We start from the raw sequence: 14,402 nt of genomic DNA, 5'->3' as shown, positions 1-14,402 counted from the left end.
GTGTCCAGGTGAAACGTCGCATTCTGTTCTGCGGGATCGGGGCGCTCATGCTCACGGTTTCGCTTCTGACGCCAAGCGCGGTGGCTGCGTCGCCACCGAAGACGGTGGATCCATCGCTGTACAGCTCGCTGCAATGGCGCAACATCGGCCCGCAGATGGGTGGACGGTCGCTGTCAGCCGCGGGCAGCTCGGCGCGTCCGAACGAGTACTTCTTCGGCGCTACCGGTGGCGGGCTGTGGAAGACCACCAATGGTGGCAACACCTGGGCGCCGGTGACCGATGGCCAGATCACGAGCTCATCGGTGGGCGCGGTAGCGGTGTGCCAGAGCAACCCCGACGTCATCTACATCGGGACCGGCGAGGTCGATCTGCGCGGAACGGTCATCGCCGGCGACGGCGTGTACAAGTCCACCGACGATGGCGTGACGTGGAAGCACATCGGGCTGGCCGACACCCAGATGATCGGTCAGATCCGCATCGACCCGAACGACTGCGACCACGCGTACGTAGCGGCACTGGGCCACGTGTTCGGCCCCAATGCCCAGCGCGGCGTATTCCGCACCAGCGACGGCGGTGCGACGTGGCAGAAGGCTCTGTTCGTCGACGACCAGACCGGCGCGGTGGACCTGGCGACGGACCCGTCCAACCCCAAGGTGCTCTACGCCGCGATGTGGCACGTGTCCCGCAAGCCGTGGCTGCTGTCCGACGGCGGTACGCAGAGCGGTCTGTACAAGTCGACCGACGGCGGCGACACGTGGACGAACGTCACCTCGAAGTTCGGCTTGCCGGCGGACCAGCCGATCGGCAAGATCGGCGTCAGTGTGTCGGGTGCGGACCCCAACCGGGTGTACGCCTTGGTCGAGGCGCGTCCCGGTGGGGGACTGTTCCGCTCCGACGATGCCGGCGCGACGTGGAAACTGGTCAACGAGAGCCAGGACATCCGGCAGCGGGCGTTCTATTTCTCCAAGGTGTGGGCGGATACGACCAACCCGGACCGGGTGTACTTCGGCAACGTGTCCTTCCTGCGCTCGGACGACGCCGGTGTGACGCTCAGGACCGTGAGTACGCCGCACGGTGACAACCATGGCCTGTGGATTGACCCGACCGACGACAACCGCATGATCGAAAGCAACGACGGCGGGGCCGCCGTGTCGACTGACGGTGCGCGCACGTTCACGAATGAGAACTACTCGACCGCGCAGATCTACAACGTCGCGACCACCAACGATTCCCCGTACCTGGTCTGCGGCGAGCAGCAGGACCGCGGCACGAGCTGCGTGTCCAGCACCGGCGGCAATAGCTCGATCAGCATCACCGGTGGCAGCGAGAGCGGCCCGATCGCCGTCGACCCGAGCAACTCCAACGTGTTCTACGTCGGAGACTGCTGCGGCCCGTTCACTGGCGCGATGAGCCGATTCGACCGCAGCGGGCAGAGCGCTCTGGGTGGGCGGCGCATCGATGTGTGGCCCAACAACCCGCAGGGCCAGAACGCCGGCAGTGTCGACCAGCGCTTCCAGTGGACCTACCCGCTGGTGACCAACCCGGCCGAGCCGGACGCGGTGTTCGCGGGCTCGCAGTCGGTGTGGAAAACGACCAACGGCGGGCAATCATGGCAGCAGATCAGCCCCGACCTCAGCTACGCCGACCCGTCCACGCTGGGCGACTCCGGCGGCCCGATCACCTTGGACCAGGACGGCCCGGAGTACTACGCGACCGTGTTCAGCATCGCGCCCTCCCAGGTAAACAAGAAGATCATCTGGGCGGGCACCGACGACGGCCGGATCTGGCTGACCAACCAGGGCGGCGGCAAGTGGCATGAAGTCACGCCGCCGAGCCTGCAAAAGTTCACCCGGGTGAGCAGGATCGACGCGGGCCACGGCACCGGGTCCAAGGCCGAGATGACCGCCTACGTGGCCGGGCAGCGGTACCAGCTCGACGACACCACGCCGATCGCCTACCGCACGCACGACGGCGGCAAGCACTGGACGAAGATCACCAACGGCATCGCCCGCGACGACTTCCTCTGGACGATCCGGCAGGACCCGCAGCGCGCCGACCTGCTCTACGCGACCACCCAGCACGGCGTGTATGCCTCGTTCGACGACGGCGACCACTGGCAGCCGCTGAGTCTCAACCTTCCCGACACCCAGGTCTACGACCTTCAGGTGAAGGACAACGACCTGGTCATCTCCACCCACGGACGTGGCTTCTACGTCTGCGATGACTGCGCGCAACTGCTCAGGAAGCTCACCCCGCACACCAAGCCACGCGACGTCGCAGGCTTCCGCCAGACCGTCCCACCAGTCACGCCGATTACTCCGGTCTCACCGCCCGCGGCGACGATCCCGCCCACCACCCACGCCCCGGACGCGGACAACTCGCTGGCCACGCTGCACGACCCGGACAACCCGGTGCGCTCAGTGAGCTCGAACGTGACGGTCAGCTACACGCTCAACCAAGGCGTCACCTCAGCGAGCATGCAAATCCTTGCTCCGGACGGGACCGTCGTTGCCACGAACACGCTGCCCACCACGGCGGGCAGCCGCACCACCACCTGGAACCTGCGCTATCCCGACGCGGTGAGCTTCCCCGGACTCGTGTACTGGTCAGCCAGCAATCAGGGACCGAAGGCACCGCTCGGCACGTACACGGCGCGTCTCGTCGTGAACGGTCAGCCGCTGCAGCAATCCTTCGACATCTTGAAGGACACCCGGCTCACCCACGTCACGGCCGCCGATATCGACAAGGAATTCCAGCTCGACTTGGCGGTGCGCAACGCGACCAGTGATGCCAACCAGGATGTGATCAACATCCGGGCGTGCACGGCGCAGGTCGACGCCCGCGTCTCCGCGGCCAACAGTTCTGACGTCACGACAGCCGGCGCCGCCTTGGACAGCAAACTCAACGCTGTGCAGAACGCGCTGCACGAATCGCGCAACGTGGCCAGCGAGGACCCGCTCAACTTCGGGATCAAGCTCAACAACAAGATCGCCTCTCTGCACAGCATCATCGAAAGCGTCGACGGCGTGCCGACCGACCAGGACCAGCAGGTCTTCGACGAGCTCGACGCGCAGCTGCAGACGCAGTTGAAGAACCTGCGCGACACGGTCGGTACCGACGTGCCGAGCTTCAATCAACTCATCGCCCAACACGGCCTGGCACCGATCGGCTGCTCGGCCGTCTAACGAACCGAATCGTGGCTCCCGCCGGCCCTTCGCGGCGGGAGCCACGATCAGGGAGCACTCTGACAGCTATTGGCGTTGAGATCGACGGTGTCGAGCGTGCCCGGTGGGAGGAACCTCCCCCTCGGTGTCGCCACTAACCGTTTTGCGGCTTCGATCGGCCGGCTCGGAGTACCTCGGCTCATGGCGCCGCGTTGCGGATCGTCTGGCCGGCCGCGCGTGAAGCTCACTGGGGTGGTGTGGCGCATCTGTTCGTTTCGTCTGCTGGGGAACCGTCGAAGCGTCTGTCAGACTGCCGTCGTGACGTCTGCTGAGAAGATCACTCGCCGCGGGTTGCTGCGTCGCGGATTATGGCTGGAGTACGTCACGCTGGGCTGGAATGTGGTCGGCATCCTTGTGTTGGCCATCGCGGCGCTCGCGGCTCGTTCGGTGGCCTTAGCCGGGTTCGGGCTGGATTCGTTGATCGAGATCGGGGCTTCTACCGTGGTGATCTTGGAGCTTTCCGGCACCGGGGGCGATCGGCAGCGGCGGGCGTTGCGGCTGATTGGGGTGGCGTTCGGGCTGGTAGCGGTTTACCTGGCCGCGCAGTCCACGGTGGTCCTGGTGGCCGGTTATCACTCGCGGCACAGCCCGGCCGGGATCGCCTGGACCACGGTTACCGCGCTGGTGATGTTCGCCTTGGCGGCGGGCAAGGCCCGCACCGGGGCGGCGTTGGGCAATCCGGTGCTGCGTACCGAGGGGCGGGTCACCCTGGTCGACGGTCTGCTTGCCACGGCGGTGCTGGTCGGTCTGGCGCTCAATGCGGGGCTGGGCTGGTGGTGGGCCGACCCCGCCGCGGGGTACGTGCTGGTCGGGTACGCGACCAAGGAGGTCTACACCATTTTTCGGGAAGCGCACTGATGCTCCTCAAACTGGTGGGGTGTGGGCGCGCCGCTGGCCCGCGCCGTGGGCGACGTCGCCGACTACCTGGCCGCCGCTGCGTTCGTCGCCGCGCAACTCGGCGTGCGGCTCGGCAGCCGGATTGGCGAGCGGCGGCGGGAAGCCGCGCAACGTGTCGCGGGCGCCGCACTGATCGCCCTCGGCCTGTTCCTCATCGCCGAACGCCTACTCAGCTAGCGGCGGCGCCCGACAACCCGTATCAGTCGACAACGGCGCCCGGAGCGTCATGCGGCACGTTCCAGGGCGGACGAGCGGCCCCGACGACTTGTAGTGTCTGACGCCATCACCAGTCGTGACGACGCCAGGGAGCGATCGCTGTGATCAGAGTGCTGCACCGCATCGGTTGGATCGGATTGACTGTCGTAGACGCGTTTCTGGTATTCGCGGTAGCCGCCGACTTGACGGCCGACCATCGTGACGGCCTCCCCGCCGACCACAGCGGGGCCTTCACCGCACTGGCCGGCCAGTCGTTCAGCCAGGTCCGGCAGGGCGCACCAGGCGTCGCCCGGTACGTCACCGCGTTGGAGGTCGGGTACGCACTGCACGAGCTGACGTTCGTGCTGCTGTTCCTCGTCCTCGTACTGATCCCGTTACGGCGCGGGCAACGCTGGGCATGGTGGGCCTGCTGGGCTGTCATGATCGCCGACCTTGGATACACGTTCACGATCGCCCGCCACGACTCGACGATTCTGGTTCGAAGTCTGATCGCGGTCATCGCCGTTCCGCTCCTGCTGGCGATCAGCGCACCGGCCGTCTTCAGACGAGCGCTTGTGACGACCTGAACGCTGGCAGAGATGAAGGCTCGACCAGGATCCCGCAAGCCAACGGCGTGTGGTGGCGCCGGCCAGTCGCGACTGGCCGGCGCCTGCCTAGCGAGGGTTGGCAATCGGGACGTTGGTGCTTGCGAGAGGACGGTCGCCTGCGGCACAGCGTCGAGGAGATCGCCCGGTTCCGGGCAACCGGCTGAACGCTGGACCGCAGGTACGCGCGGAAACTACTTTGCCACGATGGTCACCTCGGGGTAGCAGGATGACGCGGAGTCCAGCAGGTGCTGCGGGATGTGTCGAAGGTGCCGGTCGAACATCGCCAGGGTGTACCGGCGAGTGATCTCGATGGAGCGCAGGCCCGTGATGGTGGCCCCCAGATCCAGGCCGATCTCATCGGCGAACGCGTCGTAGTCGGTGAACGAATTGTGTACCGTGCCGGCTACGGTGATCCAGCGTCGCCAACCGGTCAGCCGGCTGAAGTCGTGGTCCCACGTGGAGTCCTGGCCCGGCGAGTGCTCGGCCTGCGTGCCGAGGAACATGAACGGCCGGGACAGCCCGCTGTCGGGAAGCTGGTCATAGGTCGTCCCATCCATGTCGACGCCCGCGTCGATGCGTGGGTCGGCGAGCATGGTCGAGAGCGCGGCCGCGCCGCCGGCCGAGTGTCCGGCCATGCCGATCCGGGTCGCGTCGATCAGGCGGCTGCCCGACCAGGCCGGGTGCGCGCCGGTCAACTCGTTCAGCACGAATGAGACGTCGGCCGCGTGCACCTGGAAGAGTTTCGGGAAGAAGGTGTCTTCGTCGTCGATCGCGCAGGTGGCACAGGTGGCGATCCGGCCGTCGGAGAACTGGATCGCGTACGTCTCGTAGGTGTGGTCGATCGCCGCCACGACGTATCCGTGGCTGGCCAGGTCTTCGGCGAGGCTGGTCAGGGAACTGCGCTGTGAGGTGTAGCCGGGTGAGAGCACGATGAGCGGAAGGCTGTGCGGCTGCCCGGCCGGTGGCGCGTTCAGGTACGCGTGGGTGGATACCTCGCTGAAGCTGTCGGGTGAGAGGTAGTCCTCCAGGTGCTTGCCCGTGATGTACCCTTCCGACTCCGCCGGCGTCTCGTACCGGATCGTGGTGCCGTGGTTCACGTTGGTCGGGTACCACATGGTGACCATGAGTTCGCGGGTCGGGTCGGTCGGTACCCACGGGTCGGCGCGGGACGTGTCTTTCAGGTCGAGCACGGTCGCACCCACATGGTGCGGGCCGGTCGGCGCCGGCAGTGACAGGACGACGGTGGTTGCCGCGCTTGCTGGTTGCGGCAACATTGTCAGCCCGGTGGCGATGGCGAGCGCGGCGCCCAGAACGCGCCGTCGAGGGACGAGATGCATGGATACCCGTTTCTCTAGTTGGATTGGATCGATGCCAGGGACGACTTCGGTCAGGTCGCCGCCAGGGCTTCCGTGGGTGCGAGGTGGGCCGCGCGGATCGCCGGGTACAGGCCGGCGATCGCGCCGATGAGCACTGTCGCGCCGACGCCGCCGGCGAGGACCCACAGCGGCATGACCGTGGGCCAGGTCTGCGTCGTGGCGTACGTTCCGGTCGCCAGGTAGCCGAGTAGCGCTCCGAGCGCGCCGCCGATCAGCGAGAGGAGCAGCGACTCCGCGACGAACTGGGTACGGATCTGGCCCTTGGTGGCGCCCAGTGATCTGCGCAGGCCGATTTCTGAGCGCCGTTCCAGGACCGAGATCACCATTGTGTTGGCGACGCCGATCCCTCCCACGAGCAGCGCGACGGCGCCCAACCCGAGCAGCAGTGCGGTGAATGTGGCGTTCGTGGCGCGGCGGGCGGCCAGCGCGTCGGATGGTTTCGACACCTGCACATCGCCCGGCGCCTCCGGGTTGGCCGTGGGCGCGAGCACCGCACGCACCGCCTCCACCTGTGACTCCACCGACCGCGTGTAGACCGTCGTCGGATGCCCGTCGAAGCCCAGGTACGTCGTGGCCGCCGGCCACCCCATGAGCACCGCCGAGTCGAGCTCCGGTGCGAGCGGTACCTTCTGCAGCACCCCGACCACGACCCACCACCGGCCGCCGATGTAGACGGCGGGCACGTTGCCGAGCTGCTCGGCCGCCGCCGCGCCGAGCACCACCGTGGGATACCGGTCGGTCGCCGCGTTGAGCCAGGCGCCGTGGTCGAGCGTGGCGCCGACCGTCTGGAGCAGGTCGAGCTTGGCCGCGAGCACGGACAGGCCGCCGGACTGTGTCGCCGGGATCCGGTCGGTGCGATAGACGTGGCTTTCATTGAGCACGCCGGTCGCGGTGGCCGACAGTATCGGGCCGATTCGCTTGATCATCGCGACCGAGTCGTCGGGCAGCGTGGCCCGTGTGCCGAACATCGTGTTGCCGGGCGACACGGTCAGCAGGTTGGTGCCGAGCTTCGCAAGCTCGTGGTCGAGGTCGGCGCGGCTGGAGGCGGAGATGCCGACCACCGCGGTCATCGCCGCGATGCCGATCGCGATGCCCAGCGCCGACAGCACGGCCCGAAGCGGGCGCGAGCGCAGGCCGTAGCCGCCGAGCCGGGCGAGGTCCGACGGGCGCAGCCGGGCGGGTCGCAGGGCCATCTCAGATCACCTGCCCGTCGCGCATCGGCACCTGCCGCGGCAGGCCGTTCGCGATCTCTCGGTCGTGGGTGATGACCAGGATCGTCGTACCCGCCTCGTTCAGCTCGCGCAGCAGTTCCATCACCCCGGCGCCAGAGGCCGAGTCGAGGTTTCCGGTCGGCTCGTCCGCCAGCAGCAGCGCCGGGTCGCCCGCGACCGCTCGCGCGATCGCCACCCGCTGGCGCTCGCCGCCGGAGAGCTGGTGCGGACGGTGGGCGAGCCGGTTGCCCAGACCGACGCGGACCAGCGCGGCCTCCGCGCGTCGCTCTCGCTCCTTTTTCGGTACGCCGTAATAGAGCAGTCCGTCGGCGACGTTGCCCAGCGCGTCCCGTCCCGGTGCGAGGTGGAACTGCTGGAAGACGAAGCCGATGCGTCGGGCCCGCAGTGCGGAGAGCTCCCGGTCGGACAGCGACGCCACGTCGTGCCCGTCGATTCGCACGGTTCCCCGCGACGGTCGGTCCAACGTGCCGATCAGGTTCAGCATCGTGGACTTGCCCGAGCCCGACGGCCCGACGATCGCCAGCAGCTCGCCATCGTCGACGACCAGGTCGACCGAGCGCAGCGCGGTGACCCCACCAGGGTAGGTCTTGGTGACGCCGGCCAGTTCGATCACCGGCTTGCCGGCGACGGTGTCCGGAGCGGTCACGATGGTTTCGAGGGGAATCATGATGGCACCGTCACCTTCATGCCGGCCTCCAGCCCGTTCCCGGTGATCTCCACCTTGCCGTCGGCGAACAGCCCGGTCTGCACCGCCATGATCCGTGTGGTGGTGCCGTCGACGACCTGCACGCCGTACCCGCCCTCGGCGAGTGCGAGCAGCGCGGTCACCGGAATGGCCAGCACGTCCGGCCGCTGGCCGGCGGTGAACGCGACGGTGACGGCAGCCGTGCCCATGCTCTCGACCGCCGAGTTGAACTGGATCGTCACGTGGATCCTGGTGGTGGCCGCTTCGCCGTTCTCGCCCGGGCTCACGACCATGGTGACCTTGATGATCTGGCCTGGAACGACCCTCCCGTCAGGCATTCTGACCTGCACCGTGGCGCCCACCTTCGCGAGCCGTGCCGAGCTCATGTCCAGCGCTACCGTGGCCAGCGGCGAGGTGCCGGTGACCCTCTCCACCGCGGCGCCGGGCCCGATCACCGTTCCCACCTGTGTGCTGAGTGAGTCCACGCGGACCTCGCCGGCGGCGTACACGATCTGGCTGGGATCGACCGTGCCGGACGCGATGAGGCCGAGCTTCCTCTGCCAGGTTTTGACCGCGGAAGCGGTCGCGGCGTTGTAGGTCTCGTCAACCGTGAATCCCCGGTAACCGAGCGCCCAGAGATTCTGCTCGAATTGCTTGACGTCGGCGCCCTTCACGCCCGCCAAGAGCGGGCGATAGGCCGGCAGCGAACCGTAGAGCAGGGTGACCGGCTTGTTGTCTAGGCGGAAGAGCGCCTTGCCGCGGCTGACCGTCGCGCCCTCCACCGGCAGCCCCGTTACGGTGCCGTTGCCGCGCGATGAGATCGTCGTGGGGTCACCGTGGGCGAGCGTGCCGTCGTGGTTCTCCCGGTCGATCAGCGTCTGCTTGGTGATTTCGGCGGTGGACACGGGCGGGTTGTCGGCTGAGTTGGGGCTGCTCTGCGCCGTCGGCAGGTTGAAGACCGCGATCGCGGCGGTCACAGCACCGACCGTGAGCACGCCGGTGACCACCCCCGCGGTGCGTCGCGCACCCATCAAGACTTTCCCTTGCTGCTCTTCGGAGCCGGCATGTACTTACTGCACTCCTGCATCGCCTTCTGGAAGGCCGGGTCGGTCGGCTCAACTCCGAGAACCGTGGAGTCGACCGAGATGGAGCCGTTCGCATCGGGGTCGGGATAATTCGCGAATCCGTGCTCCCGCACGCACTGCGACACCTGCCGTATCTTGGCCAGATCCTCAGCGGGGATCGGGCCGGCCCCGCTCCCTGCGGGGTAGTACTTCTTGCACCCCTGCTCCGCCTTATCGAACTTGCTCTGGTCGACGCCGTCGGGGTTGTGCACCACCAACCCGCCGTCGGGCTGCGGGTCGGGGAACCACGTGAAGCCCTGATCACGCATACACTGAGAAAACTTCAACAGCGACTTCTCGCCGTTGGCCGCCGCGCTGGCGCTGGCCTTCGGCGCGCCGGAGTTGGCGGTCGCCACCGCCGGGTCATCATGACGGCCGCAACCCGCCGCTCCCACCGCGAGCAGCAGGACGCATGCGGTGGCGATCCACATTGGACGTTTCTTCTTCGTATGGGTCGACATGCGTCATGTTCTACGCTTCGACCGGTCACACCACGGGCACAAAGACGCTGAACCGCACTTGCTCAGCGATTCTTCGGCCGGTCTTCTCCAGTCGGGAAATGCACGCTGATCGCGAGGCCGCCCTCCGGCCGGGCACGCACGGTCAGGTCCGCCGAGTGGGCCGCGACGATCGACTGGACGATGGACAGCCCGAGGCCGTGATGACCGTCGTCTTCGGCCGTACGGTCGAGCCGCTCGAACGGGCCGAGCAACTGCCCCACCATCTCCGGCGGGACGAGCGGACCGGTGTTGGTCACCGACAGGAACGAGCGCGCGCCCTCCGTGCCCGTCGCCACCTCTACCCGCCCGTCCGGGACGTTGTAACTCATCGCGTTGTCAACCAGGTTGGCCACCAGACGCTCGACGAGGGCAGGGTCGCCGGCGACCCGCGCGGGCCGGACCTGCGCCACGACGACCAGGTCCTGCCGTCGTACCCTCGGCTCGGCGGCCCGCAGTACGTCGCCGGCCAGCCCGGACAGGTCGACGCTTTCCCGGCGGTCCAGGCCGCGCTCGCTGGTCGCCAGGACGAGCAGCGACTCGAGGAGCCGGGCCTGCTGCTCACTGACGAGCATCAGTTCCTCGAACTGGGCCCGGAACTCCTCCGCCGTCGCGGCCGGATCGAGGACGGCCTCCTCCAGCAGGGCATGCTCCAGCGTCAGCGGCGTACGCAACTCGTGCGCGGCGTTGGCGACGAACCGCTTGTGCGAGTCGAGCGCCGCCTCCAACCGGCCGAGCAGCCCGTCGACGGTGTCCGCGAGATTCTTGAGCTCATCGCGCGGCCCGGTCACGGCCAGCCGCTCGTGCACATTCCGCGCCGAGATGAGCTGAATGGTGTTGGTCATGGCGCGCAGCGGCCGCAGCACCCGCCCAGCCACCAACCAGCCGAGCACGGTCGAGATGACCGACATGATGGCCAGCGCCACACCCGACTCCACGAGCAGCTGATTCATAATCTCCGCCTGCTGCTGGCGGGCCTGCTCCTGGAACGCCTCGGCGATGCGCCGATCCGCCTCGGACAGCTGGACGTCCGCCGGCAAGGTCCCGCCCAGGAAGATGCTGGTGCTCTGCCCGCCGGATGGCGTCGTGCTGTGCGAGGACATCGCGGCATTCGGCGTGCTGTGTGCGACCAGCACGTAGGTGATGGCCAGCAGCACGACGCCGGAGAGTAGGAAGAGCCCGCCGTACAGGAGGGTGAGCCGCAGCCGGACCCGCATGCCGGTGAGCTTTGACGTCAGGCCCACGAGGATTCCCATCCCGTTCAGATTCGATAGCCAGCCCGGGGAACGGTCTCGATGACGGGCGGCTCGCCGAGTTTCGACCGGAGGCGGTTCATGGTGGCCTTCACCGTCGTCGTGAACGGATCGGCGGCCTCGTCCCACACCCGTTCCAGGAGCTCCTCGGCGGAGACCACCCGGCCCCGCGCGGCGAGCAGGTATTCCAGGACCGCCAGTTCCTTGGGGTTGAGCGCCAGCCGCGTCCCAGCACGGGTGGCGACCCGCCGGGCCGAATCCAGCGCCAGGTCGCCATGCACCAACACGGGCGGCACGGCGGGCTGGGAACGCCGGCCGAGCGCCCGAATGCGCGCCACCAACTCCGGATAGGCGAACGGCTTCGGCAGATAGTCGTCTGCACCGATGGTGAGGCCCTGCACCCGCTCGGCGATGGTGCCGGCCGCGGTCAGCATGAGCACCCGGGTGCGCCGCGGCTCCCGCATCAGCCAGCGGCACACCTCGTCGCCGGGCACACCCGGCAGATCCCGGTCAAGGACCACCACGTCATAGTCCACCCCAACGGCACGGTCAAGCGCCGCCGTCCCGTCATACGCCACGTCAACCGCCATGCCCTCGCGCCGCAACACCCGCGCCACCGAATTGGCGAGCCGCACGTGATCCTCGACTACCAGGACCCTCATCCGTCTCCCCGCCCCCATGCCAAATCCGGACCGCTAGCGTACGGGTGAACCGGTCACACAGCAGTCACAACCACCCCCCTCCACAGCGGGTGCAGCTCTTCCACCGTCAAGCCCGTCTCTTCCAGTAGCTCACGACGGGCCGCCTCCTGCGGCGTCTCCCCGGGCTCAAGATGACCGCCTGATCGACAGGACTGGGCCTAGTCGAGGCCGGGTGGGCGGCCACGAGCAGACGCAGTTGGGCTGTCGTGCGTCTCGCCCAGCCAACTGCGTCCGCCGGGTCGGCTTGGTGGTCCTCGGCGTTAATTCGTCGGGGTTACGCAGCGAGCGTTTACGGTGAGCCGCGTTGGCGGGCATGATGCGGGCGAAGAGGGCGTTGAGGTTTCAAGCTGAGCCTCGGGACGTCCGCCCGTCTCACGTGACATGTCGAGCCCCAGCGCAGCGCGTGATCACCCGACACCGTTGCTGGGGACCGGACGGTCGCCACCCGCCGAGTTGAACGAGGCCGCTCTCCGGGTCTTCTCGGGGACCGAATCAGGGAGTGACCTGATCAGCCGCAGCCCGTGCTGCAGCACACTCATCCCTTATGAATCCAATAACGCAGAGGGCCGAGCCAACGAAAACCGGGAAAGCGAGAACCAGGCTGATCTGGACGTGGCCGGTCAGGGCTGTGGGCATGGTCGTCGCCGCGGTCGCCGTGGCCACGCTGGCGCTGGCTGCGCCGGCCGCCGCCCGTCCGAACCCGCTGCCTACAGACCCGTCGGCGTTCGACTTCTCCGACTGTCCGACCCTGCCGGCCGGGCTCGACCCGACCGGTTGGCGGTGCGAGGTACACCTGGCCACCGGCCAGATCACCGTTGGTCGGGTGAGCCTGCGCAACCTGCCGCTGCGGCTCGTACACGCGGAAGGTCCCCTGCCCAGCGGCGAGTCCGGCCAGATCTTCGGCACGCTACAGTCTCCGCCCGTGGTCGTTCCCGACGGCGGTGCGCACGGCCACCGGTTGACCGTGCAGTTGCGCTATGCCGGGTACGCTGACCTGATCGGGAACGGTCCCGACCCGGGCGGCCTGTATCTGCTGCTCGCCGTGCGTGGGCCCGGCCTGGGAACCGGATGCACGATCGGGACGCTGAGCGAGCCGATCAAAACCCACGCGGCCCGGGTCGGCGATACGGGCACCATCCCGACCGACCCGCCGATCAAGGTATTCACCTTGCAGGACACCGCCTTCACCGTCCCGGCCGCTACGAACTGCCACGGCCACGAGCGGCAGGTCGACGACCGGTTCGGCCTGCCGTCCGCCAGCGGCAACACGATCACCCTGCACGCGGAGTACACGTATCAGCTGTACTGATCGCCAGTCGCTCAGCCGGCGGTGACTTCGAAATGCCGCCGGCTAGCGCAGCGATCCGCCCGCACGGTCAGACACGCGTAGAACATCCGCCGGAGCCGCGACAGGTCCCCGGTCGCAGCGGCGCGACTCCGATCATGCACAAGGGTGACTTCGTAGCGGACGGCTAGTTTGTCGTACCTGGTGGCGACGGCGCGGTTACGCTTGAGGTATCCGGACGCCGGCAGCGCCTAGTGCAGGCCGACAGGTGAGCGGCGTCCCCGGGGTAGCACCCGGCCACGTCCTGGCGGGCGGCCACGAGGTCGACGGGGATGTGCAAGACGGCCATCGCCTCGTCGCAGCCAACATCACGCGGGTCGGTCCGCAGGAACCGCTGCTCATCTGCGGCTGGCGGCGCAGTATCTGGGGTGGGTGGCGGGCCCCGACGACGCTGGGGTTGAAGGAGCTGGATGAGTTCCTGCTGGCGCGGGCGATGGAGCCCGACTCACCGACGTTGCCGGTCCGGTCAGCGATCCGCGATGCTGGTCTAAATAGTCCACTTATCAGTTTCGGGAGCGGCAGGCTTGCCCAGGCAACCGCGCCCCCAGCAGCCACACGCGAACGAAGAACAGCAAGATTCTTCGAGGTCACACGTTGAGGACACCTTGCGCGGCTAGGTGACCAGGGCAACACGGCCGGAGAAGCATTAATGGACTAATTAGTCCTTTGACGCTGGTACGATCGACTGTGCTGAACAACAGCGGACGAAGGTCGGCTCGTCGATGGGCAGACCCTTTGGGTGCGTCGATGTCGAATGAGGAACGCAGGGCACTCGAGGGCACGGCTCACCGCTGTCCGAGCAGCACCGCATCGCAGTTCAACCAACACGAACGGGATACCGAAATGTCCGAGTCCTTCTCACTCCCCACCAAGCCTGAAGACATGGTCGCGGCGCTGGTTGAGCGATTCAACTCCGGCAAGGTCGACGAGCTGCTGCCCTTGTACGAGCCGGAGGTCATGCTCGTCAAGCCCGAGGGACGGACCGTCACCGGCCTCGCCGAGATGGCCGCCGATCTCAAGTACTTGGTCGGTGTCGGCCGGCTGAAGGCCAACACGCGCCACGTGTTCACCAACGACAACATCGCCTTGATCATTCTGGACTGGGCAATTGACGGCACCGGTCCCGACGGCGAGCACGTGCACTTCCATGGCTCGGCAAGCGATGTCCTGCGCCGCGGCGCGGACGGAGTCTGGCGCTACCTGATCGACAACAACCAGGGGACGGCCGTGCGGCAGCCCGCCTGACACGTGTGCGCCACGGCGGC

13 protein-coding genes and 1 pseudogene are annotated in these 14,402 nt (G+C 67.7%); 6 read left to right on the top strand and 8 right to left on the bottom strand.

Annotation, left to right across the window (positions count from 1 at the left end):
• Window positions 1-8 precede the first annotated feature (8 nt).
• From Raf01_RS38515 to Raf01_RS38500, 4 genes are all read left to right on the top strand, one after another.
• Entirely contained in the window at window positions 9-3,185 is a 3,177-nt protein-coding gene (locus Raf01_RS38515) for a sialidase family protein (protein WP_203923038.1), read from the top strand.
• 297 nt (window positions 3,186-3,482) lie between these two features.
• Window positions 3,483-4,082, top strand: a complete 600-nt coding sequence (locus tag Raf01_RS38510; protein WP_203923037.1) for a cation efflux transmembrane domain-containing protein — start codon at window positions 3,483-3,485, stop codon at window positions 4,080-4,082.
• A 21-nt stretch (window positions 4,083-4,103) separates the two neighbouring features.
• Window positions 4,104-4,298, top strand: a complete 195-nt coding sequence (locus Raf01_RS38505) for a hypothetical protein (RefSeq protein ID WP_203923036.1) — start codon at window positions 4,104-4,106, stop codon at window positions 4,296-4,298.
• 140 nt (window positions 4,299-4,438) lie between these two features.
• Window positions 4,439-4,903 carry a hypothetical protein gene (locus Raf01_RS38500; protein ID WP_203923035.1) on the top strand — a complete coding sequence of 155 codons (465 nt, stop codon included), beginning with the start codon at window positions 4,439-4,441 and terminating at the stop codon, window positions 4,901-4,903.
• A gap of 212 nt (window positions 4,904-5,115) precedes the next feature.
• Here the strand turns inward: Raf01_RS38500 and Raf01_RS38495 are convergent, their stop codons facing one another.
• From Raf01_RS38495 to Raf01_RS38460, 8 genes and pseudogenes are all read right to left on the bottom strand, one after another.
• A complete protein-coding gene (locus tag Raf01_RS38495; protein WP_275413142.1) occupies window positions 5,116-6,198 on the bottom strand; it encodes an alpha/beta hydrolase family protein in 1,083 nt (360 codons plus the stop codon).
• A 113-nt stretch (window positions 6,199-6,311) separates the two neighbouring features.
• Window positions 6,312-7,493 carry an ABC transporter permease gene (locus Raf01_RS38490; protein WP_203923033.1) on the bottom strand — a complete coding sequence of 394 codons (1,182 nt, stop codon included), beginning with the start codon at window positions 7,491-7,493 and terminating at the stop codon, window positions 6,312-6,314.
• Window position 7,494: 1 nt separating this feature from the next.
• Window positions 7,495-8,145, bottom strand: coding sequence for an ABC transporter ATP-binding protein (locus Raf01_RS38485; RefSeq protein ID WP_203923054.1), 651 nt, complete (start codon window positions 8,143-8,145; stop codon window positions 7,495-7,497).
• A 50-nt stretch (window positions 8,146-8,195) separates the two neighbouring features.
• A complete protein-coding gene (locus Raf01_RS38480; protein WP_203923032.1) occupies window positions 8,196-9,248 on the bottom strand; it encodes a peptidoglycan-binding protein in 1,053 nt (350 codons plus the stop codon).
• Window positions 9,248-9,802 carry a hypothetical protein gene (locus Raf01_RS38475; RefSeq protein ID WP_203923031.1) on the bottom strand — a complete coding sequence of 185 codons (555 nt, stop codon included), beginning with the start codon at window positions 9,800-9,802 and terminating at the stop codon, window positions 9,248-9,250. Before Raf01_RS38475 ends, Raf01_RS38480 begins: the two co-directional genes overlap by 1 nt.
• Before the next feature lie 62 nt (window positions 9,803-9,864).
• Entirely contained in the window at window positions 9,865-11,094 is a 1,230-nt protein-coding gene (locus Raf01_RS38470) for a sensor histidine kinase (RefSeq protein WP_239134296.1), read from the bottom strand.
• A 5-nt stretch (window positions 11,095-11,099) separates the two neighbouring features.
• Window positions 11,100-11,753, bottom strand: coding sequence for a response regulator transcription factor (locus Raf01_RS38465; RefSeq protein ID WP_203923030.1), 654 nt, complete (start codon window positions 11,751-11,753; stop codon window positions 11,100-11,102).
• Between the two features lie 53 nt (window positions 11,754-11,806).
• Window positions 11,807-11,920 (bottom strand): annotated as a pseudogene (locus tag Raf01_RS38460) (NUDIX domain-containing protein); the annotation flags it as partial.
• Between the two features lie 506 nt (window positions 11,921-12,426).
• Between Raf01_RS38460 and Raf01_RS38455 the strand changes: the two are divergent.
• Together Raf01_RS38455 and Raf01_RS38450 are read left to right on the top strand one after the other, a co-directional pair.
• Complete coding sequence (locus tag Raf01_RS38455) at window positions 12,427-13,101, top strand: hypothetical protein (RefSeq protein WP_203923029.1); 675 nt, start codon at window positions 12,427-12,429, stop codon at window positions 13,099-13,101.
• Between the two features lie 783 nt (window positions 13,102-13,884).
• Complete coding sequence (locus Raf01_RS38450; protein WP_203923028.1) at window positions 13,885-14,382, top strand: YybH family protein; 498 nt, start codon at window positions 13,885-13,887, stop codon at window positions 14,380-14,382.
• The last annotated feature ends 20 nt before the right edge of the window (window positions 14,383-14,402 follow it).

Origin of the sequence: Rugosimonospora africana, assembly GCF_016862975.1 — a bacterium.
Taxonomy (GTDB): domain Bacteria; phylum Actinomycetota; class Actinomycetes; order Mycobacteriales; family Micromonosporaceae; genus Rugosimonospora; species Rugosimonospora africana.
The sequence above is the reverse complement of the archived record's forward strand: the minus strand, read 5'-3'. Positions and strand labels throughout refer to the sequence as shown.